Origin of the sequence: Streptomyces sp. NPDC012825 (genome assembly GCF_042900925.1) — a bacterium.
Lineage (GTDB): Bacteria > Actinomycetota > Actinomycetes > Streptomycetales > Streptomycetaceae > Streptomyces.
In genome coordinates, this window is the sequence record NZ_JBIBBZ010000009.1 from 66,975 (window position 1) to 88,269 (window position 21,295).

Annotated in this window: 20 protein-coding genes and 1 pseudogene; 8 read left to right on the forward strand and 13 right to left on the reverse strand. The window is 73.2% G+C overall.

Annotated features, from left to right (window positions below):
- Nucleotides 1-7: 7 nt before the first annotated feature.
- The 8 genes from ACFY7E_RS20075 to rsmI all read right to left on the reverse strand — a co-directional run bounded on the left by ACFY7E_RS20075 (nt 8) and on the right by rsmI (nt 10,021).
- Complete coding sequence (locus ACFY7E_RS20075) at nt 8-1,825, reverse strand: PQQ-binding-like beta-propeller repeat protein (protein ID WP_389486639.1); 1,818 nt, start codon at nt 1,823-1,825, stop codon at nt 8-10.
- Nucleotides 1,826-1,937: 112 nt separating this feature from the next.
- Nucleotides 1,938-3,743 (reverse strand): ABC-F family ATP-binding cassette domain-containing protein, encoded by a 1,806-nt coding sequence (locus tag ACFY7E_RS20080; protein WP_389486908.1) that lies wholly within the window; start codon nt 3,741-3,743, stop codon nt 1,938-1,940.
- Nucleotides 3,744-4,158: 415 nt separating this feature from the next.
- Nucleotides 4,159-5,202 carry a 4-(cytidine 5'-diphospho)-2-C-methyl-D-erythritol kinase gene (locus ACFY7E_RS20085; protein WP_389486641.1) on the reverse strand — a complete coding sequence of 348 codons (1,044 nt, stop codon included), beginning with the start codon at nt 5,200-5,202 and terminating at the stop codon, nt 4,159-4,161.
- Nucleotides 5,199-6,071 carry a 16S rRNA (adenine(1518)-N(6)/adenine(1519)-N(6))-dimethyltransferase RsmA gene (rsmA, locus tag ACFY7E_RS20090; RefSeq protein WP_383439970.1) on the reverse strand — a complete coding sequence of 291 codons (873 nt, stop codon included), beginning with the start codon at nt 6,069-6,071 and terminating at the stop codon, nt 5,199-5,201. The genes ACFY7E_RS20085 and rsmA overlap by 4 nt, the downstream gene beginning before the upstream one ends.
- 51 nt (nt 6,072-6,122) lie before the next feature.
- Complete coding sequence (locus ACFY7E_RS20095) at nt 6,123-7,520, reverse strand: ubiquitin-like domain-containing protein (RefSeq protein ID WP_389486643.1); 1,398 nt, start codon at nt 7,518-7,520, stop codon at nt 6,123-6,125.
- A 104-nt stretch (nt 7,521-7,624) separates the two neighbouring features.
- Complete coding sequence (locus ACFY7E_RS20100) at nt 7,625-8,494, reverse strand: TatD family hydrolase (RefSeq protein ID WP_389486645.1); 870 nt, start codon at nt 8,492-8,494, stop codon at nt 7,625-7,627.
- Between the two features lie 63 nt (nt 8,495-8,557).
- Complete coding sequence (locus tag ACFY7E_RS20105; protein ID WP_383439966.1) at nt 8,558-8,974, reverse strand: hypothetical protein; 417 nt, start codon at nt 8,972-8,974, stop codon at nt 8,558-8,560.
- Nucleotides 8,975-9,112: 138 nt separating this feature from the next.
- Nucleotides 9,113-10,021, reverse strand: coding sequence for a 16S rRNA (cytidine(1402)-2'-O)-methyltransferase (gene rsmI, locus ACFY7E_RS20110; RefSeq protein WP_389486647.1), 909 nt, complete (start codon nt 10,019-10,021; stop codon nt 9,113-9,115).
- A gap of 52 nt (nt 10,022-10,073) precedes the next feature.
- Between rsmI and ACFY7E_RS20115 the strand changes: the two genes are divergently transcribed.
- Complete coding sequence (locus ACFY7E_RS20115; protein ID WP_389486649.1) at nt 10,074-11,816, forward strand: dolichyl-phosphate-mannose--protein mannosyltransferase; 1,743 nt, start codon at nt 10,074-10,076, stop codon at nt 11,814-11,816.
- A gap of 72 nt (nt 11,817-11,888) precedes the next feature.
- On the opposite strand, the gene ACFY7E_RS20120 is transcribed toward ACFY7E_RS20115, so the two are convergent.
- A complete protein-coding gene (locus ACFY7E_RS20120; RefSeq protein WP_389486651.1) occupies nt 11,889-12,287 on the reverse strand; it encodes a hypothetical protein in 399 nt (132 codons plus the stop codon).
- A gap of 196 nt (nt 12,288-12,483) precedes the next feature.
- Between ACFY7E_RS20120 and ACFY7E_RS20125 the strand changes: the two genes are divergently transcribed.
- The 3 genes from ACFY7E_RS20125 to ACFY7E_RS20135 all read left to right on the forward strand — a co-directional run bounded on the left by ACFY7E_RS20125 (nt 12,484) and on the right by ACFY7E_RS20135 (nt 15,684).
- Nucleotides 12,484-14,133 (forward strand): penicillin-binding transpeptidase domain-containing protein, encoded by a 1,650-nt coding sequence (locus ACFY7E_RS20125; RefSeq protein ID WP_389486653.1) that lies wholly within the window; start codon nt 12,484-12,486, stop codon nt 14,131-14,133.
- Between the two features lie 211 nt (nt 14,134-14,344).
- Nucleotides 14,345-14,836, forward strand: coding sequence for a YbaK/EbsC family protein (locus ACFY7E_RS20130; RefSeq protein ID WP_389486655.1), 492 nt, complete (start codon nt 14,345-14,347; stop codon nt 14,834-14,836).
- Complete coding sequence (locus ACFY7E_RS20135; RefSeq protein WP_389486657.1) at nt 14,833-15,684, forward strand: EamA family transporter; 852 nt, start codon at nt 14,833-14,835, stop codon at nt 15,682-15,684. The genes ACFY7E_RS20130 and ACFY7E_RS20135 overlap by 4 nt, the downstream gene beginning before the upstream one ends.
- A 40-nt stretch (nt 15,685-15,724) precedes the next feature.
- On the opposite strand, the pseudogene ACFY7E_RS20140 reads toward ACFY7E_RS20135, so the two are convergent.
- Nucleotides 15,725-17,073 (reverse strand): annotated as a pseudogene (locus tag ACFY7E_RS20140) (tetratricopeptide repeat protein).
- 844 nt (nt 17,074-17,917) lie between these two features.
- Here ACFY7E_RS20140 and ACFY7E_RS20145 point away from each other — a divergent pair.
- The 4 genes from ACFY7E_RS20145 (at nt 17,918) to ACFY7E_RS20160 (ending at nt 19,753) form a co-directional block, all read left to right on the forward strand.
- Nucleotides 17,918-18,052 (forward strand): hypothetical protein, encoded by a 135-nt coding sequence (locus tag ACFY7E_RS20145; protein WP_389486659.1) that lies wholly within the window; start codon nt 17,918-17,920, stop codon nt 18,050-18,052.
- Between the two features lie 2 nt (nt 18,053-18,054).
- Nucleotides 18,055-18,681 (forward strand): hypothetical protein, encoded by a 627-nt coding sequence (locus tag ACFY7E_RS20150; RefSeq protein WP_389486661.1) that lies wholly within the window; start codon nt 18,055-18,057, stop codon nt 18,679-18,681.
- 41 nt (nt 18,682-18,722) lie between these two features.
- Nucleotides 18,723-19,232, forward strand: coding sequence for a hypothetical protein (locus ACFY7E_RS20155; RefSeq protein ID WP_389486663.1), 510 nt, complete (start codon nt 18,723-18,725; stop codon nt 19,230-19,232).
- A 185-nt stretch (nt 19,233-19,417) separates the two neighbouring features.
- Nucleotides 19,418-19,753, forward strand: coding sequence for a YnfA family protein (locus ACFY7E_RS20160; protein ID WP_389486665.1), 336 nt, complete (start codon nt 19,418-19,420; stop codon nt 19,751-19,753).
- A gap of 9 nt (nt 19,754-19,762) precedes the next feature.
- Here the strand turns inward: ACFY7E_RS20160 and ACFY7E_RS20165 are convergent, their stop codons facing one another.
- The 3 genes from ACFY7E_RS20165 to ACFY7E_RS20175 all read right to left on the reverse strand — a co-directional run bounded on the left by ACFY7E_RS20165 (nt 19,763) and on the right by ACFY7E_RS20175 (nt 21,197).
- The gene (locus ACFY7E_RS20165) at nt 19,763-20,239 is read right to left on the reverse strand and encodes a hypothetical protein (RefSeq protein ID WP_389486667.1); all 477 of its coding nucleotides are present in this window, start codon (nt 20,237-20,239) and stop codon (nt 19,763-19,765) included.
- Nucleotides 20,240-20,307: 68 nt separating this feature from the next.
- A complete protein-coding gene (locus tag ACFY7E_RS20170) occupies nt 20,308-20,781 on the reverse strand; it encodes a DUF3618 domain-containing protein (protein WP_389486669.1) in 474 nt (157 codons plus the stop codon).
- On the reverse strand, nt 20,778-21,197 hold the full coding sequence (locus ACFY7E_RS20175) for a phage holin family protein (RefSeq protein ID WP_389486671.1): 420 nt from the start codon (nt 21,195-21,197) through the stop codon (nt 20,778-20,780). The genes ACFY7E_RS20170 and ACFY7E_RS20175 overlap by 4 nt, the downstream gene beginning before the upstream one ends.
- Nucleotides 21,198-21,295 lie beyond the last annotated feature (98 nt).

The following is a 21,295-nucleotide window of genomic DNA, read 5'->3' on the forward strand; positions in this document are numbered from 1 at the left end:
GTGTACCTCACTTGCTGAAGGCCATCATCGTCTTGACCAGCTTCTCTTCCTTGTCGTTGGTGGCGGAGACGCGTCCGCTCGCCACGACGAAGGTGCCGTTGCCGTAGGCGTAGCCGGCGCTGAAGAAACTGCTCTCGATCTGGGCGGTGGAGGCCGGGTGCTGAAGCAGGATCTTCGGCGCGCCCCCGGTCGGGGCGACGGTGGCGGTGGCGCCGCCCTTGTTGTACGTGGGCTTCACGTACGCCAGGACCTCGGAGCCCTCCATGCGCAGCGGCACCACGGTCTGCTCGTCGGGGGCCTTGGAGCGCCACTTGGCCTTGCCGTTGTTCAGGTCGAAGGCGACGATCTCGTTGGCCTTGCCGTAGCCGGTGTCGGTCGCCATGTAGAAGGTGTTCGCGTCGGCGGCGACGCCGGTGCAGCCCTGGAGGTTCCGGCCGAAGATGATGAAGCTGCCGCCGCACGCGGGGGCGAACTTGTCCGCGCCGCCCTGGATGTTGGAGCGGAGCCTGCCGTCGGGCTTGAGGGAGAAGATCGCCCACTTCTTCGGTTCGCGCTGGGTGGCCGAGACGACCAGCGGGTCGACCGAGTAGACCTTGTCGATCTCCCAGCCGGCGTCGAGGCGGAAGGTGAACTTCGGCTTGCCGGTGTTCGGGTCGGCCTCGCCGACCGCCTGGACCTTCTTGCTCGCGTCGCCCGAGGGGCAGCTCATGGCGGCGATCAGCTTCCTGCCGCCCGCGTAGGCGAAGGGCTTGCAGCCGGTGGTGGCGCCCTTGAAGAGCTGGCGGCCGTCGGTGAGCGAGAAGCCGTACGCGCTGCTGTCGCCGGCCGCGGTGACCGTGTTGCCGCTGATGGCCAGGGTGTTGTCGGAGAAGGCGAAGAGGCCGGTGGCCTTGGGGACGGCCTTCTTCCAGCCGGCCTTGCCGGTCTTCAGGTCGATCTGCTGGAGCTCGGTGCACTTGGCACCGTCCTTGGCGCTCTCCTCGTACCCGAAGACCATGATCCCGTTCGCGGAGGGCTCCGTCGGGGCCGCGCACAGCTTGAACGGCAGGGGGACGGTCCACTTCACGGCGCCGGTGGTGAGGTCGTGGCCCTCGACGCTCTTGTACATGGCCCTGACGACGGTGTCGCCGACGATCCAGGGCCCCTTGACGTCGGCGCCGTTGCGGGGCAGGTCGACGGTGTTCGTCGTGAGCCAGTTCACCTTGGCCTCGCCGTCCTGGCGGCCCGCGTTGAGGTCCTCCTCGCCGTTGTCCCCGTCGCCGGAGCCGTCGCCCTCGTCGGCCGTCCCGGTGGGCTCGGGGGCGCCGGAGGTCGGGGCGGCCGTGGCGGTGGGCCCGGCCACCGGCTCCTTCTCGTCGTCACCGCCGCCGACGACGGCCCAGGTCGTGACGGCGGCGACCAGGACGGCCGCGGCGGCCACGCCGGCGACGACGGCGGTGCGCTTCCTGGAGGGACCGCCGCCGGGCGGGGGCGGGGTCGGGGCGCCGGGGTAGCCGCCGTAGGGGCCCGGCTGCTGACCGTACGGCCCGGGCTGCTGACCGTACGGGCCCGGCTGCTGTCCCTGCTGCGGGTAGCCGTAGGGCGGGGGCACCGGCTGCCCGTACGGGCCGGGCTGCTGCGGGTGGCCGTAGCCGGGCGCGGGCTGCTGCGGGGCCTGCCCGTACGGGCCGGGCGCGGCCGGCGGCGGGCCCTGCGGGGGCGGCGGCGTCTGCGGCGGGACCGGCGGCACGGGCGGCTGCCCCTGCGGGGAGTGGCCCGAGGACGGGTTCGGGTCCCGGGGGGCTCCGAAGCCCCCCGGCGGCTGGTTGCTGGGCGGCTGCGACATGGCTGGTTCCCCCTAGGCGTGAACGGGTTTTCTTTCTACCACCCACGCGATGGCGCAAAAGCGACCGGTCCACCCCTTGTTCCCAAGGGAGGACCGGCCTGTGATGCCCTCGTTATGCGTCCTCGGCCAGTTCCAGCCAGCGCATCTCCAGCTCCTCGCGCTCCGCGGCCAGGTCCCGCAGCTCCGCGTCGAGCTTGGCCACCTTCTCGAAGTCGGTGGCGTCGTCCGCGATCCGCGCGTGCAGCTTCGCCTCCTTCTCGGAGACCTTGTCGAGCTGCCGCTCGACCTTCTGGAGCTCCTTCTTCGCGGCGCGGGCGTCCGCGGCCGAGACGCCCGGCTTCTGCTGCGCGGGCGCGGCGGCGGGCGCCGGGACGGACGCCTCGACGGCCCTGCGGCGGCGCTCCAGGTACTCCTCGATGCCGCGCGGCAGCATCCGCAGCGCCCGGTCGCCGAGCAGGGCGAACGTCCTGTCCGTGGTCCGCTCCAGGAAGAACCGGTCGTGGGAGATGACGACCATGGAACCCGGCCAGCCGTCGAGGAGGTCCTCCAGCTGGGTCAGGGTCTCGATGTCGAGGTCGTTGGTGGGCTCGTCGAGGAAGAGGACGTTCGGCTCGTCCATGAGGAGGCGCAGCAGCTGGAGGCGGCGGCGCTCACCGCCGGAGAGGTCCGCGACCGGCGTCCACTGCTTCTCCTTGGAGAAGCCGAACTGCTCGCAGAGCTGTCCGGCCGTCATCTCGCGGCCCTTGCCGAGGTCGACCCGGTCGCGGATCTGCTGCACGGCCTCCAGGACGCGCAGGGAGCCGGGGAGTTCGGTGACGTCCTGGGAGAGGTACGCGAGCCGGACGGTCTTGCCGACGACGATCCGGCCGGCGGCGGGCTGGACCTCGCCGCCGCTGCGGGCGGCGTCCGCGAGGGCGCGCAGGAGGGAGGTCTTGCCCGCGCCGTTGACGCCGACCAGGCCGACGCGGTCGCCGGGGCCGAGCTGCCAGGTGAGGTGCTCGATGAGCTTCTTGGGTCCGGCGGTGACGGTCACGTCCTCCAGGTCGAAGACCGTTCTGCCCAGGCGCGCGTTGGCGAACTTCATCAGCTCGCTCGTGTCGCGCGGCGGCGGCACGTCGGCGATCAGCTCGTTGGCCGCCTCGATGCGGTAGCGGGGCTTGGAGGTGCGGGCGGGGGCGCCGCGCCGCAGCCAGGCCAGCTCCTTGCGCATCAGGTTCTGCCGCTTGGTCTCCTCCGTGGCCGCGATCCGCTCGCGCTCGGCCCGGGCGAAGACGTAGTCGGAGTAGCCGCCCTCGTACTCGTGCACGTCGCCGCGCTGCACGTCCCACATGCGGGTGCAGACCTGGTCGAGGAACCAGCGGTCGTGGGTGACGCAGACGAGCGCCGAGCGCCGGCTCTGGAGGTGCTGGGCGAGCCAGGCGATGCCCTCGACGTCGAGGTGGTTGGTGGGCTCGTCGAGGACGATGAGGTCCTGGTCGTCGATGAGGAGCTTGGCGAGCGCGATCCGGCGCCGCTCGCCGCCGGAGAGCGGGCCGATGACGGTGTCCAGGCCGTTCTCGAAGCCGGGCAGGTCGAGCCCGCCGAAGAGGCCGGTGAGCACGTCGCGGATCTTGGCGCTGCCGGCCCACTCGTGGTCGGCCATGACGCCGATGACCTCGTGCCGGATCGTGGCCTCCGGGTCGAGCGAGTCGTGCTGGGTGAGGACGCCCAGGCGCAGGCCGCCGCTGTGGGTGACGCGGCCGGTGTCGGCCTCCTCCAGCCTCGCGAGCATCCGGATGAGGGTGGTCTTGCCGTCGCCGTTGCGGCCCACGACCCCGATCCGGTCCCCTTCGGAGACGCCGAGCGAGACGCCGTCGAGCAGGGCACGGGTGCCGTACACCTTGCTGACGTTCTCGACATTGACCAGGTTGACGGCCACGTTGACTCCTGTACGGGGTGATCGATCGACGTCCAGGGTACGTCGGCACGGCCGCTCGCCCGCCGGGCGTCCGCCGGACGGGCCCTGGCCGTCGCGCGAGGGCGCGCGCTCCGAACGCCGGTCCCGCCAAGCGCGGACGAACCCCCGGACGGAGTCGACCGTGAGGGTGGTCAGGAGGAGGATCACGAGGCCGGGGAGCGCCGGCGACGGGATCCGGCCGAGGAACGGCAGCGGCCGCAGCGGCTCGTCCCGGAGGAAGTACAGGAGCGTGAGCCAGCCGCACGTCCCCACCACGGCGGCGTGCGACAGCAGCCGCGCCCACGCCCTCCGGCGCCGCTTCCCCATCCGTCGCCTCCGTCCGCCGCCCCGGCCCGTCCGGCGGGTCAGGGTGGCAGGTACGGATGAAGGGAAGGTGTCAGTCCGGCAGAATCGTCGCCCCCGCCGCCGGGGACGTGGCCGTGCGGGCCGTGCGGCAGGTGCCGGAGGCGGTCAGGGCGGCGGCGACCGCCTTCGCCGACTCCGCGTCCTTCACCAGGAACGCGGTCGTCGGGCCCGAGCCCGAGACCAGCGCGGCGAGCGCGCCCGCGTCCGTGCCGGCCGCCAGGGTCGCGGCGAGCGAGGGGCGCAGGGAGAGCGCCGGGGCCTGGAGGTCGTTGGCGAGGGCGCCCGCGAGGGCGGCGGTGTCGCCGGTGCGCAGGGCCGCCAGGAGGGCGGGCGAGGCGGCCGGCTCGGGGACGTGCGTGCCCTCGGTGAGCCGGTCGAACTCGCCGAAGACGACCGGGGTCGAGAGCCCGCCGTCCGCGACGGCGAACACCCAGTGGAAGTCGCCGCCGACCGGCAGCTCCGTCAGCTTCTCGCCCCGGCCGGTGCCGAGCGCCGCCCCGCCGACGAGGCTGAACGGCACGTCGGAACCCAACTCGGCGCAGATGTCGAGGAGTTCGGCGCGGGGGGTGTTCAGGCCCCAGAGCGCGTCGCAGGCGAGCAGCGCGCCCGCGCCGTCCGCGCTGCCGCCGGCCATGCCGCCGGCGACCGGGATGTCCTTGGCGATGTGCAGGCGCACGTCCGGGGCGATGCCGTGCCGGGCGGCGAGCAGCTCGGCCGCGCGGGCGGCCAGGTTGGTGCGGTCGAGCGGCACCTTGTCGGCGTCCGGGCCCTCGCAGGTGACCGTGAGCGCCTCGGCGGGGGTGGCGGTCACCTCGTCGTAGAGGGAGACCGCGAGGAAGACGTTGGCCAGGTCGTGGAAGCCGTCGGGACGGGCCGCGCCGACCGCGAGCTGGACGTTGACCTTGGCGGGGACGCGGACGGTGACGGACCGCGGCCGGTCGTCGCGCGCGCCGCCGCGGATCGTCTCCGTACCACCGGCGCCGCCGCGCACCGTCTCCGCACCGCCGCGCACCGGTCCCGTACCGCCGTCCGCCGGTCCCGTACCGCCGTCCGCCGGTCCCGTGCCGCCGCTCATGCCTTCGCCTCCGCGATCCGTGCGAACTCCTCCACCGTCAGGGCCTCGCCGCGCGCCTGCGGCGAGATCCCGGCCTTCACCAGGGCCTCCTCGGCCGCCGCCGGGGAGCCCGCCCAGGTCGCGAGGGCCGCGCGGAGGGTCTTGCGGCGCTGGGCGAAGGCCGCGTCGACGACCGCGAAGACCTCCCGCCGGGTGGCGGTGGTCGCGAGCGGCTCGGCGCGGCGGACCAGGGAGACCAGGCCGGAGTCGACGTTCGGCGCGGGCCAGAAGACGTTGCGGCCGATGGCGCCGGCCCGCTTCACCTCGGCGTACCAGTTGGCCTTCACCGACGGCACGCCGTACACCTTGTTCCCCGGCCGTGCGGCGAGCCGGTCCGCGACCTCGGCCTGGACCATGACGAGGGTCCGCTCGATGCTGGGGAAGCGCTCCAGCATGTGCAGCAGGACGGGCACGGCGACGTTGTACGGCAGGTTCGCGACGAGCGCGGTGGGCGCCGGGCCCGGCAGCTCCTCGACCAGCATGGCGTCGGAGTGCACGAGCGCGAAGCGGTCGGCGCGGGCGGGCATCCGGGCCTCGATCGTGGCGGGCAGCGCGGCGGCGAGCACGTCGTCGATCTCGACGGCGGTGACCCGGTCCGCGGCCTCCAGGAGGGCCAGGGTGAGGGAGCCGAGACCGGGCCCCACCTCCACGACCACGTCGTCGGGGCGCACCCCGGCCGTGCGGACGATCCGCCGGACGGTGTTGGCGTCGATGACGAAGTTCTGGCCCTTCTGCTTCGTGGGGCGCACGCCGAGGACGGCGGCCAGCTCACGGATGTCGGCGGGGCCGAGGAGGGCGTCGGGGGTTTCGGGACCGGTGGTGTCGCTCACCAGTACAGACTAGGGCTTGCCCGGCGCACGGCCCGTCGCACGCCCTGTCGCTCACCCGCCCAGCCTGCGTCCGCAGTGGGGCCACGGGCTCGCCCCCCTCTGCACGTACAGCTTCTTCGCGCGGAAGGTCTGCTCGGCGGCGGGCGCGTCCTGGGCGGTGCCGGTGCCGCCGAGGGAGCGCCAGGTGGCGGGGTCGAACTGGTAGAGCCCGCCGTACGTCCCCGAGGGGTCGACGGCGTCCGGCCGGCCGCCGGACTCGCAGGCGGCGAGCGCGCCCCAGTCGAGGCCGTCGGCGCCGGCGACGGTGGCGGGCGGGCGGCGGGTGCCGATCCGGACCTTGCGGCTGACGGGCTCGCGGACGATCTCCTCGCCGAGCCGGCGGGGCCGCCCCTGGACGCCGTTGACCGAGCGCAGGCCGTACGTGACGCGGCGGACGCCGTGGACGCCCTGCCGTTCGACGACCTCGGTCCCGGCGAAGAGCTCCGGGTCGCGGACCCGCTCGACGGCGTACGGGACGGTCTCCTCGCGCACCCGCCTGCTGTCGGTGATCCGCAGCACGGTGACCGTCTGGCCGTCGCGGGGGAAGGAGCCGGGGTCGACGGAGAGGGCGTCCTGCCCGGAGAGGGTGATCCCGGTCTCGGCGAGCGCCTCGCGGACGGTGGCGGCGTTGGTGCGGACGGTCCGCTCGCGTCCGTCGGCGAGGAAGGTGACGGCCCGCTCGGTGCGCACGTCGAGGGCGAGTCCGTGCCGGGAGATGGCGGCCGAGCGGGAGACCGAGAGGTGGGCGCCCTCCGCGCGGACCCCGAACTGGCGCAGCGCCTCCTCGACGCTGCGGGCGGTCGTCCACACCCGGTGGCTGCGGCCGTCGAGGGTGAGGGCGAGCGGGCGTCCGTAGCGGACGACGACCTCGTCGCCGTCGGCGAGGGGTTCGCCGGGGGCGGGGGCGACGATGTCGTGCGCGTCGACGGCCAGGCCCTCGTCGGCGAGGAGCTCCCCGACGTCGTCGGCGAAGGTGTGCAGGGTGCGGGGGACGCCGTCGACGGAGAGCCGGACGGCCTTGTCGTCGGCGACGAAGGCGGTGGTGCCGCCGGCGAGGAAGGCGACGACGAGGGCCTGCGGGACGAGCCGCCGCAGGCCTTCCCCGGCGGACCGCGCGGTCCCGGAGACCCCGGAGGACCCGGGGCCCCCGGACGCGCCGGAGGTCCTGCGGCGGCGGGCGGCCCGGCGGGCCCCGGCGCGGGTGCCCTGGCCGGGGACGGTGCCGGGGCCGGACGCGGTACCGGGCACAACGCCGGGCGCCCCCGCGGAGGCGGGCACGACCAGTGGTGCCGCCTGTGTCGGCTGCTCGTGGACGGAGAGGCCGGGAGGGGCGGCGGGGGCGGGGAGGACGTCGGGGGCCGTGCCGCCGCTCCGGCGTCCGGCCCGGTGACTGCCCTGGGAAGTGCTCACGAGGCCGGGACCCTAGCCCCGGGCCCGGTCACGCTCCACGACGACCCGACCACTTCCCGTAACCGTTATGGATCGGTGACCGCCGGGGCGGTCCCGGGGGGGGGTCAGTAGTCGAACGCGCGGGCCGTGTTCACCGCGATCGCCCCGGCCAGCTCGTTCTCCCCGATCCCGCGCACCTCCGCCATGGCCCGGACGGTGACCGGGATCAGGTACGGGGCGTTGGGGCGTCCCCGGAAGGGCGCCGGGGTGAGGAAGGGGGCGTCGGTCTCGACGAGGACCAGCTCCAGGGGGGCGACCGCGAGGGCGTCCCGCAGCGGCCGGGCGTTCTTGAAGGTGACGTTGCCGGCGAAGGACATGTAGTAGCCCTTGGCCGCGCAGATCTCCGCCATCTCCGCGTCGCCGGAGTAGCAGTGGAAGACGGTCCGCTCGGGGGCGCCCTCCTCGTCCAGGACGCGCAGCACGTCGGCGTGGGCCTCCCGGTCGTGGATGACGAGCGCCTTGCCGTGCCGTTTGGCGATCTCGATGTGGGCCCGGAAGGAGCGTTCCTGCGCGGCGACGCCCTCCGGTCCCGTGCGGAAGAAGTCGAGGCCGGTCTCGCCGACGCCGCGCACGTGCGGCAGGGCGGCGAGCCGGTCGATCTCGGCGAGCGCGTCGTCGAGGGCCGCGTCCCCGCCGGCCTCCCGCGCCCCCTGGCGGGACCAGCCGTCGGGGTCGCCCAGGACGATCCTTGGGGCCTCGTTGGGGTGGAGGGCGACGGCCGCGTGCACGTTCTCGTGGGCGGCGGCCGTCTCGGCGGCCCACCGGGAGCCCTTCACGTCGCAGCCGACCTGCACGACCGTGGTGACGCCGACGGCGGCGGCCTTCACCAGGGCCTCCTCGACGGTCCCGGACTGCATGTCCAGATGGGTGTGCGAGTCCGCGACCTCCACGAGGAGGGGTTCGGGCAGCGGCGGCGGGGCGTCCTTGGCACTCATGGCCCGATCGTACGAGGGCCGCCCGCGAGGGGGCCACGAGTGCCGGCACCCGTGCGTTTCCGGTTACACACGCTTCCGGAAGGGGTGCAGGAGGTCCGACAGGTGCCAGTGGTGCGGTACGGGCGGGGTGTCGGGCCCCTCGGTCAGCTCCTGTCCGACGGGGCCGGCGGGCCCGATCGGCCTGGTCTCCCTGGACCCGTGTCCGTGCTTCTCCGTCGCGGCGATCAGGTCGAGCACCGAGGACACCTGTCCCGCGCGCATGATCCGGACGACGTGGCCGCCGCAGTTCATGCAGGTGGGGCGGGACAGCGGGGACGGGACCCGCTCTCCCCCGGCCTTGTAGACGACGAATTCCTGGCCGGCGGCGTCGACGTGGTGCTCGATGTCGTACGCCTGCTCCCAGCCGTATCCGCAGCGCATGCAGGCGAAGGCGTACGCCTCGTGGGCGGCGGATGTGCCGGTGCCGGTGATCTCGCTCATGCCAGCTCCTCTCCACTGCTCAGTGGACGCCTTTTCGGGCCGGAGCGCATCAGCGCGGGTCGAACCGTGGAGGGCTTTTGGCCCTTCCCTTGCCAAGTGCCCCGCAAAGGGTCCCGGCGCCGGTTTCGGCTTTGCCTTTCAGATTATCCCTTTACCGTTTCCGGGGCCCCGCGCAGCCTTTCCGGGATCCTGTGCGGCCGCGTTCTTTGCCGCGACGACGGCATCGAACACCTCTCGCTTGGGTAGCCCCGCCTCGGCCGCGACGGCGGCGATCGCCTCCTTCCGCCGCTCCCCCGCCTCCTCGCGCACCCGCACCCTGCGCACCAGCTCCTCCGCGTCGAGTTCGGCGGGTCCGGTCTCCGGAGCGCCCTCGACGACGACGGTGATCTCGCCCCGTACGCCCTCGGCCGCCCAGGCCGCCAGGTCGGCCAGCGGGCCGCGCTTGACCTCCTCGTAGGTCTTGGTCAGCTCGCGGCAGACGGCGGCCCGGCGGTCGGCGCCGAAGACCTCGGCCATCGCGGCGAGGGTGTCGTCGAGGCGGTGCGGGGCCTCGAAGTAGACGAGGGTCCGCCGCTCGTCCGCGACCTCGCGCAGCCGTCCGAGGCGCTCGCCGGCCTTCCTGGGCAGGAAGCCCTCGAAGCAGAAGCGGTCGACGGGCAGCCCGGAGAGGGCGAGGGCGGTGAGGACGGCGGACGGCCCGGGCACGGCCGTGACCTTGACGCCCTCCTCGACGGCGGCGGCGACGAGCCGGTAGCCGGGGTCCGACACGGACGGCATGCCCGCGTCGGTCACCAGCAGCACCCGCGCCCCGCCGACCAGCGCCTCGACCAGCTCGGGCGTCCGGGCGGACTCGTTGCCCTCGAAGTAGGAGACGACGCGCCCGGAGGTGTGGATGCCGAGCGCCCGGGTCAGGCCGCGCAGCCTGCGGGTGTCCTCGGCGGCCACGATGTCGGCGCCCTCCAGCTCGGTGGCGAGCCGGGGCGGGGCGTCCGCGATGTCGCCGATGGGGGTCCCTGCGAGTACCAGCGTTCCTGTCACGGGTGCCATCCTCGCAGCCCGGACGGGCGACGCGCACAGGCGCGTTCCCTACGATGGCGCGGTGACCAGTACCGCACCCGAGACCCTGGAGGGCCGGCAGTCCGTGGCAGAGCCCTCTTCGTGGCAGCAGCGGCTCCGGCTCTTCGGCTACGAGCCGCCCGCCGGACGCGCCGCCCCCGTCGGGCTGCGGGAGCGGCTCGACCCCCCGTACACCCGTCCCTCCGTGCGCGTGTGGTCGCTCCTCGGCGTCGGCCCCGGCCCGGCCGAGCGGCTGTGGCGGCTGCTCGCCTGGGGCGGTCCGCTCCTGGTCACGGCGGTCGCGGGCCTGCTCCGGTTCTGGAACCTGGGCAAGCCGGACGCGGTGATATTCGACGAGACGTACTACGCCAAGGACTCCTGGGCGCTGATCAACCAGGGGTACGAGGGGGCCTGGCCGAAGGACATCGACAAGACGATCCTGAAGGACCCGGGGTCGGTCCTCGTGCCGACCGACCCGGGTTACGTCGTGCACCCGCCGATGGGCAAATGGGTGATCGGCGTGGGCGAGAAGCTGTTCGGCTTCGAGCCGTTCGGCTGGCGCTTCATGGTGGCCCTGCTCGGCACCCTGTCCGTGCTCATGCTCTGCCGGATCGGGCGGCGCCTGTTCCGCTCGACGCTCCTGGGCTGCCTGGCGGGCCTGCTGCTCGCCGTGGACGGGCTGCACTTCGTGATGAGCCGCACCGCGCTCCTCGACCAGGTGCTGATGTTCTTCGTGCTCGCCTCCTTCGGCTGTCTCGTCCTGGACCGCGACCGGGTCAGGAAACGGCTCGCGGCGGCGCTCCCGGAGGACGAGGAGGGGGTGCTGCGGCCGGACGCGGAGGTCGCGGAGTCCCTGCGGCTCGGGTGGCGGCCGTGGCGGATCGCGGCCGGCGTGATGCTGGGGCTCGCGGCGGCGACCAAGTGGAACGGCCTGTACGTCATGGTGGCCTTCGGCCTGATGACGGTCCTGTGGGACGTGGCGGGGCGGCGCACGGCGGGCGCGGTCCGCCCGTACGTCTCGGTGATCAGGAAGGACCTGGTCCCGGCGTTCGTCTCGGTGGTGCCGGTCGCGATCGCGACCTATCTGGTGACCTGGACCGGCTGGATCGTCAGCGACAAGGGGTACTTCCGGCCCTGGGCCGCCGACCAGGACAAGCTGGACGGGGGCGGGACCTGGAGCTGGCTGCCGGACTGGCTGCGCAGCCTGTGGCACTACGAGACCGAGGTCTACTCCTTCCACGTGGGCCTGACCTCACCGCACACGTACGAGTCGAACCCCTGGTCCTGGATCGTCCTCGGCCGCCCCGTCTCGTACTTCTACGAGTCCCCGGCGCCCGGCACGAAGGGCTGCCCGGCCGACGCCGGGGAGAAGTGCGCCCAGGAGGTCCTGGCCCTCGGCACCCCGCTCCTGTGGTGGGCCGCCTGCTTCGCGATCCTGTACGTCCTGTGGCGCTGGGCCTTCCGCCGCGACTGGCGCGCGGGCGCGATCGCCTGCGGCGTCGCGGCCGGCTGGCTCCCCTGGTTCCTCTACCAGGAGCGCACCATCTTCCTCTTCTACGCGGTCGTCTTCGTGCCCTTCCTGTGCCTGGCGGTGGCCATGATGCTGGGCGCGCTCATCGGCCCCCGCGGCTCCTCGGAACGGCGCCGGACCTTCGGCGCGGTGGCGGCGGGCTGCCTCGTCCTGCTCATCGTCTGGAACTTCATCTACTTCTGGCCGATCTACACGGGCACGCCGATCCCGCTGGACGAGTGGCGGGGGCGGATGTGGCTGGACACGTGGGTCTAGCCGGGCGGATGTGAGGAGGGGGCGCGGCCGGTGGTCGCGCCCCCTCGTCGTCCGCGGGCGTGCCGGAGGCGTTCACTCGCTCCAGAAGCGCGCGAGTACGACGGCGGAGAGGACGAGGCCGGCGCCGGCCATCACCCCGGCCGCCGCCGGCCGTCGTCGCGGGTCGGCTCCGGCGGCCAGCAGGAGCTGGAGCGCCGAGGGAAGGAAGAGGAACATCCCGATCATGGCGCCCACGAAGGACCGGACCAGCAGCGGTGCCGCGACGAGTCCGGCGCACCGGCCGAAGCCCGGCGGCCGGGCGTGGAAGAGCAGCGGCACGGCGGTGAGGCCGGCGGTCGCGAGGACGGGGAACAGAGCGGCGTACCCCTCGTCCGTCCACGAAAGCAGCGGGATCAGAGGGGTGGTCACGGCGAGCAGCACGAGGCCGAACCGCCATGGGTGAACACCCTCTCGTGCCACGGTCGTCTGCATGCCCTGCCCCCCCGGTCCGGATGACTTGAACGCGTTCAAAGTATCGTAGGCGGCCGTGGACCGGCACCCCGGCCCGCAGGACATGCCTGGTGACGGAGGCCGGCGCGACGGGTGTGACGGACATGACGGAAGTCGCTCGACACGCCCTGGGGCCCCTGCTTGACTGGACGGCCGTCTGGGGGAGGGGAACGCAGTCATGCGCAGTGGAGCCAAGGTCGCGATCGTCGGAGGGGTGTTCGCGGTCGTCGCGGGCGGGGTCGGTTACGGGGGCTACAACCTGTGGAACGGGGTCACGGGCGGCGACTCGACCGTGAACGCCCGGGCCGAGAGCGCGCCGAGGACGGGGCCGATCACCGACGAGGAGGCGACGGCCACCGCGAAGGACTTCCTGGCGGCCTGGGCGGCCGGGGAGTCGGACAGGGCGGCCCAGCTCACGAACGACCCGGTCACGGCGGGACCCGCGCTGCTCGCCTACAAGGAGGGCGCGAAGGTCTCGAAGTCCGTGATCACCCCCGGGACGCCGGTCGGCCCCAGGGTGCCGTTCACCGTGCGGGCGACGGTCTCGTACGAGGGCGTGTCCAAGGACCTGTCGTACGCCTCCGAGCTGTCCGTGGTCCGGGGGCTGACCACCGGACGGCCGCTGGTGCGGTGGCAGCCGACCGTCCTCCACCCGAAGCTGACCGCCGGCGCGACCCTGCGCACCGGCACCGCGAAGGTCGCCTCCGTGAAGGCCGTCGACCGGAACGGGGTCGAGCTGACCAAGGAGAAGTACCCCTCGCTCGGCGTCGTCATCGACACCCTGCGGCAGCGGTACGGGGCGGAGACGGGCGGCACGACCGGGGTCGAGACCTGGATCGACTCGGGGAGCCAGACCGTCCCCGACGTCCCCCTCCTCGTCCTGCGGAAGGGCGAGCCGGGCACGGTGGAGACCACCATCGACGCGGGGGTCCAGGCGGCGGCCGAGAAGGCGGTCAAGGCGTACGGCCAGGCCTCCGTGGCGGCGGTCGAGCCGTCCACGGGCGCGATACGGGCGGTCGCCAACAGCCCGGCGGAGGGCTTCAACGCGGCCTTCCAGGGGCAGCAGGCGCCCGGCTCCACGATGAAGATCGTGACGGCGGCGATGATGATGGAGCACGGGATCGCCGGTCCCGACGACCGGGTGGAGTGCCCGCCCACCGCGACGTGGCTCGGCACCACCTTCCAGAACCTGGACCGCTTCGAGATCAAGAACGGCACCCTCACCGAGTCCTTCCGCCGCTCCTGCAACACCGCCTTCATCAAGGCGATCGGTCCCCTCAACGAGAAGGGGGTCGCGGACACCGCCCTCGGCGAGACCGCCCGCCGCTACTTCGGCATCGGCGCCGTCTGGGAGGTCGGCGTCCCGACGACACCGACGGACGGCAGCGTCCCCGCGTCGGACGGACCCGAGACGGCCGCCTCGTACATCGGCCAGGGGAAGATCACGATGAACGCCCTGAACGTCGCCTCGCTCTCCGCGACCGTGCGGGACGGCGGCTTCCGCCAGCCGTACCTGGTGGCGAAGGAGTACGGCGACCGGGAGTTCGTCACGGCCGAGCGGCTGCCGGAGGGAATCGCCTCGGGCCTGCGGAAGATGATGAGGTCGGCGGCGACGGCGTCGGACGGCACCGCGACGGAGGCGATGGCGGGGGTGCCGTCCCCCAAGGGCGCGAAGACGGGCTCGGCGGAGGTCGACAACCAGGGCATGTCCAACAGCTGGTTCACCGGCTACTCCGGCGACCTCGCGGCGGCGGCCGTGGTCCAGGCCGGCGGGCACGGGGGCGACGCGGCGGGGCCGGTGGTGGCGAAGGTGCTGAAGGCGGGCTGAGACGCCCGGGGCTCCGGGGCGTCTGGGGCCTCTCTGGGGCCTCTCTGGGGCCTCTCTGGGGCCTCTCTGGGGCCTCTGGGGCCTCTGGGGCCTCTGGGGCCTCTGGGGCCTCTGGGGCCTCTGGGGCCTTGGGGCTTCCAAGGGCCTCCGGGGCTTCCAAGGGGTGAAAGCAGGTCGCGTGGCCCATGCACCTACCACTACCGTGCGGGCCATGACTCCTGACGAGACGTCCCCCGCCCACCCCCTCTTCGCCGCCGCGCTCCAGGAGCTGGGGCTCGACGTCGAGGTCCGCCGCTTCCCGGACGAGACCCGCACCGCGCGGCAGGCCGCCGACGCGATCGGCTGCGCGGTCGCGGAGATCGTGAAGTCGCTGGTCTTCGCGGCGGACGGGGTGCCGGTGCTCGTCCTCGTGGACGGCGCGTCGCGGGTGGACGTCGAGCGGGTACGGGAGGAGCTGGGTGCGGAGAAGGTGACCCGGGCCGACGCGAAGGCGGTCCGGGAGGCGACGGGGTACGCGATCGGGGGCGTCCCGCCGTTCGGCCACCGCACCCGGACCCGGGTCCTCGCGGACCGGGGGATCCTCGACCACGAGGTGGTGTGGGCGGCGGCGGGCACCCCGCACACGGTCTTCGCGATCGACCCGAAGTCGCTGGTCGCGCACGCGGGCGGCACCCTGGTGGACGTGCGCGAGCCGTCGGCGTGACCCCGCTCGTCACGCTCGCGGTCCTGGTCGCGGCCGTTACGCACGCCGGCTGGAACGCCCTCGCGCACCACATCGAGGACCAGCTGCTCTCCTTCACGCTGATCGCGGGCGGCGGGGCGCTGATCGGCCTGGCCCTCGCGCCCTTCGCCCCCTTCCCGGCGGCGGGGGCGTGGCCGTACCTGATCGTGTCCGCACTCGTGCACGTCGGCTACTACATGCTCCTGATGCGCTCGTTCACGCTGGGCGACTTCGGGCAGATGTACCCGATCGCGCGCGGTACGGCCCCGCTGATCGTGACCCTCCTGGCGGCCGTCTTCCTCGACGAGGTCCCGGACGGTTGGCAGCTCCTCGGGGTGGCGGTGGCCTGCGCGGGCCTGACCGGGCTCGCCCTGTGGGGCGTCCGGGGCAAGGGCGCGCGACCGCACGGCCCGGCCCTGCTGGCGGCGGGCGCGACGGGCGTCTCGATCGCCCTGTACACGGTCGTCGACGGCGTGGGCGTCCGCGCCTCCGGCACTCCGCTCGGCTACATCGCGTGGCTGATGGTCCTGGAGGGGCTCGCGATCCCGGCGTACGCCCTGTGGCGCCGTCGCGCCGCGCTCCTCCCCCAGCTCCGCCCGTACGCCGCCCGCGGCCTCCTGGGCGCGGCCCTCTCGGTCGCCGCGTACGGCCTGGTCCTCTGGGCCCAGACGAAGGCCCCGCTCGCCCCGGTCGCCGCCCTCCGCGAGTCCTCGATCATCGTGGGCGCGGCCATCGGCGCCTTCCTCTTCAAGGAACGCTTCGGCGCTCCGCGCATCGCGGCGGCGGCGCTGATGGCGCTGGGAATCGGTCTGATGCTGCACGCGGGGTGACGGGGCGTCACGCCGAGGGGGACCAGGTACTCGCCTCTCCTCACCGGGGCAGGAGACCGGCCGGCGTCACCCCTCGCGCCCGCTCGAAGAGGTCCCGCGCCACGGGGTTCTTCAGGTACGGCTTGATGCGGCTGTGCATGACCTTGATGCGCTCGTCCGCCCGCCCGGACTGAAGGCTCGGGTAGTCCTCCAGCGCGAGGGTCCATGTGGCGCACGCCGCTTCGAGGTGCCCCAGGTCGAGCTGCCTCTCGGCCAGGGTGCAGCGATGCCGGACGCGAGCGCGCCGGTAGACGCTGTGGCGGACCTTGTCCGATTCCTGCATGGCCGTGATCGATCCGGCGACGTCGCCCAGTTCGAAACGTACCTGGCTGGCGTGGTACAGGAGCGAGGAAGGGTCGTAGGAGCCGAAGGCCTTGGACTGCGACTCGGCCTTCTCCATGGCAACTTCGGCTTCCTTGAGATAAGTCCGCGCCGCGGCTCGCGCCCCCGTCTGCGCCGCCGCGTGGGCCTGCTGGCCTGCGAGGAAGGCCCGCATCCGGGGCCCCGCCTCCGGTGAGGCGGCGGCAGCGGCGTCCGCGAGTCGCATCGCCTCCGCGCCGTGCCCCAGGTCGACGGCCTGGACGCTCTCATGCCCCGCAGGGTGGTGCAGAACGTCAAGTGGTCCTCGGCAGCCCCGGCGAGTTCGAGCGCCTTGAGGTAGTACCGCTGCGCCAGTCCGTGCAGCCCCTCGTCCACCGCCATGTACCCCGTGAGGTAGCAGAGGTCCGAGACGGCGCCCATCATCGCCTTGCGCACGTCGCCGGGGGCTTCCGCCCGCAGGTACGGGGTCGCCGTGTTCACGAGGAACGCCGCGGCCATGGGACGGGCGGTCCGTCCGCCGAACCGGTCGTCGAGGTCGGAGATCCGCTCGGTCATGGCGGCCACGGCCCGGACGTCCGCCATCCCTATGCGCTGCACATGGCCCTTCTGCGCCGCTTCCATTCGACCGATGACGTCCGGCCAGTCGGGAATGGTCAGCGCGACGGAGAAAAGGCCGACCCCGAGAACGCTCCGGCGCGACGGATCCATGTCCTGCCTCCCCAGGTCCACCAGTTCTTCCACGGTACTGGGAAGCGCGCCGGACTCCTCGGCGGGAGGAGACGGGAAACCCGTCTCGCCGTACGTCACGGGACGGCGCAGCCTGCGGGCCAGCGCCTCCAGGACCAGCGGCCGGACCGCTTCCTTCGGCAGGTGGCCCTTGAGCCACTGGTGGACCGACGGCTCCCGGTACCGGAGGGGTGTGCCCCGCTCCGTACCCAGCCGGTTGATCTCCTGTGCGAACTGCCGCAGCGTCCAACCGGTCTCCCGGTAGAGGCGCACGAGTCCTTCGTTCGGCTTCGGGTCGGCCACAAGTAATCAACTCCCCGTGAGGTGAACGCACTTAAAGCCCTTAAGTCCCGCTCCCTTCGCAACAGTACCGCTGTCGGTAGTCACGCGGTTGCCTAGAGCGAGCAGGGATCACCGCAAGGAACGACGCCACCGTGAGGGACCGAACCATGGACGAGAGAGCCGCTCCCGAGCAGGGCAGCGTGACGGAGCTCGGTGCGCAGGTGGACGCGGGGGCGTTCTGGCGGCTCGTTCCGGAGTCCGTACCGCGCGAGTACGCGGAGCCGACGCGGGCTCTGATCGAGCGGGTGCACAAGGGACTTGAGCGGTTGGCGGGCGAGGCGCCGGAGCACCCGCGTCACTGGGAGCCCGGGGACGTCGCCCGGGACACCCGTACCGACCGCGTGGGACACGTGATGGGTCACGTGGGACCCCGTTACCGACTTCGGCCACTGACAGGGGGAAGGGAATGGGAAGCGCACGCCGACGACATGGTGCCGGCCCGGCAGTCGGACGCGATGTCCCCGCAGGTTCGCGAGTTGAACCGCCGGAGCCGGGGTCGCGCCCCGCGTTCTTGGTGAACGGCTCCCCCGTCTTCGATCCGGGCGCGGAGATGGTGGGCGTGGTGCGGTCGGTGACGGGAGCGCTCGCGTCCCTCGAACGACCCTCCGGCCACCGGTGGCGGGCAGCCGCTTCGCGGCTTCGTCCCGCCACGCCGTACCAGCGCCGGCAACTCGAAGCGTTAGCGCGTCACTCGCGGCAGGTTCGCCGCGTCGGGACTCCCGCCCCGGGTGGGGAAGGGCAGTACCGCCCGGGGCGGGTTCCACGGAAGGTCCGTGAAAGTCCATGACCGAGAGGGGAGAACAGTATGGGATGGGGAACGGGCAAGGGCGGAAGCGGCGGTACCGGGCAGCACTCCGGCGGGAAGGACCCGGGCACGTCCAAGCCGTCCTCCGACACGGCCGAGCCGAAGGACCCGCCGAAGCACAAGAAGGAGAAGTGACGGTGACGGAAGACTTCGTGGCGGCCGAGCGGACCGCGCTTCGCGGTCTTCTCGACACGCTGAGGCGGGAAGGGCTCGTACCGCCCGAGTGGGAGCGTGCCGCACGGGCCGTGCCCCGCTCCGCGTACGTGCCCGAACGCATCTATCTCGGTGACGACTTGGAGCCGTGCGACCGCGCCGATGCCCCGGAGACGTGGTTGCGTGCGGTGTACGCCGACGACTCCGTGGTGACGCAGATCAACGACGGCGGGGATCCCGGGGAGGACGGCGAACGCTGGGCGTCGTCGTCCGCGAGCGCGCCGGGCATCGTGTTCCGCATGCTGCGCATGGCAGACGTGGACAGCGGACACAGGGTCCTGGAGATCGGCACCGGCACGGGCTGGAACGCGGGGCTGCTGTCCCACGTGGTCGGCCCGGAGAACGTGACGACCGTCGAAGTGGACCCCGTGCCGGCGGCCACGGCCAAGGACCGGCTGTGGAGGGAGGGACTCAGGGCGGAGGTGGTCACCGAGGACGGTGCCCTGGGCCACGCGGGCAGTGCTCCGTACGACCGGCTCGTGGCCACGTGTTCCGTGCGCTCCGTCCCCCCCCGTGGCTCGAACAGGTCAAGCCCGGGGGCGTCGTCCTGACCCCGTGGGAAAGCCCCTGGATCTGTTACGGACTGCTCCGCATGACCGTGGACGACGCCGGCACCGCGTCGGGTCGTTTCTCGCCGCACTCCGCGTTCATGCTCATGAGGACGCAGCAGCGCACCGATCTGCGGATCTTCCGGGACGTGGTGAGCGACGCCCATCGGCCCGACGAGTCGCGCACCGGGCTTCCGCCGTGGCGGGTGACGGGCGACGATCTCGCCGCGCAGTTCGCCCTGGGGATGCGACTCCGTGACGTGTGGTGGACGTGGCACGACGATCCCGACGTGGAGGGAGTGGCGTTCCGGCTCTGGGTCGCGACGACCGACGCGACGTCGTGGGCGGCCGTGGACCGGGACGGGAGGTCGGACGACCGGTTCACGGTCTGGCAGCACGGACCACGGCGCCTCTGGGACGAGACGGAGGCCGCGCACGCGTGGTGGACGTCGCACGACCGCCCCGGCCCCGAGCGGTTCGGGCTGACCGTGACGGCGACGGATGAGACTCCGTGGCTGGACAGCCCTGCGCAGCCGGTTCCCGTGACCGGTTGATCGGAGACCGCCCCGCCTGTGCGCCCCCGTGGCGTACGGGCGGGGTTTCGTCACGTCTCCCCGGCTTGACCTTCGAGTCGGGTGGAAGGTCTACCGTCGGTGGCATGACCACCATGCGGATCTCCCGGCTCGCCGGCCTCTTCGACCCCGCCCACTGACCCGTCCCGAACCAGAAGGTCCCCCCCGTGCTCGTCGCCCGTTCCCTCGCCCTGTTCGTCGTCGCCGCGCTGTTCGAGATCGGGGGTGCCTGGCTGGTCTGGCAGGGCGTTCGTGAGCACCGGGGGTGGGTCTGGATCGGGGGCGGCGTCGTCGCGCTCGGGCTGTACGGTGTGGTCGCCACGCTCCAGAGCGACGAGAACTTCGGGCGCGTGCTCGCCGCGTACGGCGGGATCTTCGTCGCCGGGTCGATCGTCTGGGGCGTGGTCGCCGACGGCTACCGCCCCGACCGCTTCGACGTGATCGGCGCCCTCGTCTGCCTCGCCGGGATGGCCGTCATCATGTACGGCCCGCGCGGCCACTGAGCGTACGGCTCAGGCCGTGGCGTTCTCCGCGTGGGAGCAGAGCGGGCCCGGCTCGGTCGTGGGGATGCGCATGCGGCGCAGGAGGTCGCGGGTGGAACGGAGGTTCAGGGTGCTGTGCCAGCTCGTGCCCGGGTGGCGGGCGCGCAGGTGGGAGAGGGCCCGGGTGCCCAGGCCGCTGCCCTGGAAGCGCTCGTCGAGGGTGACCTCGGTGATGACGCCCCGGGCACACCGGGCGCACATCCGGTAGTGGACCTCCCCGACGACCTGGCGCGTGTGGACCAGGAGCAGGCGCTCCTCGCCGGGGCCCGGGTCGTCCGGGACGTGCGTGGACAGGAACTCGACCGCCCCGTACGCCATGAACCGGCGCCGGAGGCGGGTGGTGATCCTGCCCCGTCGCGAGTGCCGGCCCGTGGGCCGGTCGGGCGACGGGGCGAAGGCCGAGCCGAACATGGTGCTGCTGCTGGGGCGCGCATGGTGTCCGTGCATGGATCCCGTGTGCCCCGGGCCCCGGGAGGTATCCCCCCCGGGGCGGCGTCCGGCCGCGCCGGCTTTCCTCAGCGGCGCCCGCCGCGGCTCCGGCGGCTCCGGCGCAGGAGCAGGAAGCCGACCAGGGCGGCGGCCGCGGCGAGCAGCGGCGTGCGGTTGGCCTTCGCCTTGTCCGCGACCGCTCCGGCCTTCTCCAGGACCGGGTCGGGGGTCTTCTCCTGGACCAGGTCGGACGCGAGCGCCGCCTTCACCTTGGCCTTCTCCGACGCCACCGCCGCCTTCTCCTTGACCAGGCCGGCCGACTGCGTCGCCTTCTCCTTGACCAGGTCGGTGGCGACCGCCGCCTTCACCTTGGCCCGCTCGGTGGCGACCGCCGCCTTCTCCCGTGCCGCGGCCACCTTCTCCCCGGCCTGCGCCTTGACGTCGGCCTTGGCCGCCAACGCCTCGACCGTACGGCCCAGTTCGTCGCGGGTGCGCTCGGCCTGCTCGCGCAGTTCCCCGAGGTCGGTCGCGGTCTCCCCGCGCTGCGGCTGGTGGTTCATCGGTGGGCCCTCTCCTTGATCTCGGCCACGTCGGCCTTGACGTTGTCGATCGTCTGCTCCGGGGTCGGCGCGCCCGCCTCGTCGATCTGCTTCTTCCCGGCCGCGGCCATGCCCGCCGCGCCCGCCGCGAGCAGCACGGCGACGATCAGGGCCGAGGCCCAGACCGGGAGGACCAGGGCGAGGGCCGCGATCACGGCCACGACGAGCGCCTGCGCGGCCAGGACGCCGACCAGGCCGGCGCCGCCGAACAGGCCGCCGCCCACGCCGTAGCGCTTGCCCTTCTCGGTCATCTCCGCCCGGGCGAGCCGCATCTCGTCGCGGACCAGCTCCGAGACCTGCTGCGACGCCCGCGAGACGAGTTCGCCCACCGACGCGTCGGCGGTGCTGCCGTGGACCGGCCGTTGGATGGTGCTCATCGCGTCCTCTCTTCGTCCGTCCCCCTCGACTTCCCTTCTCCTTCGCCTGCTCGGCCGGAGCGATTTCACACGGGGCCGTTCGCCCCCGGCGCGGGGCG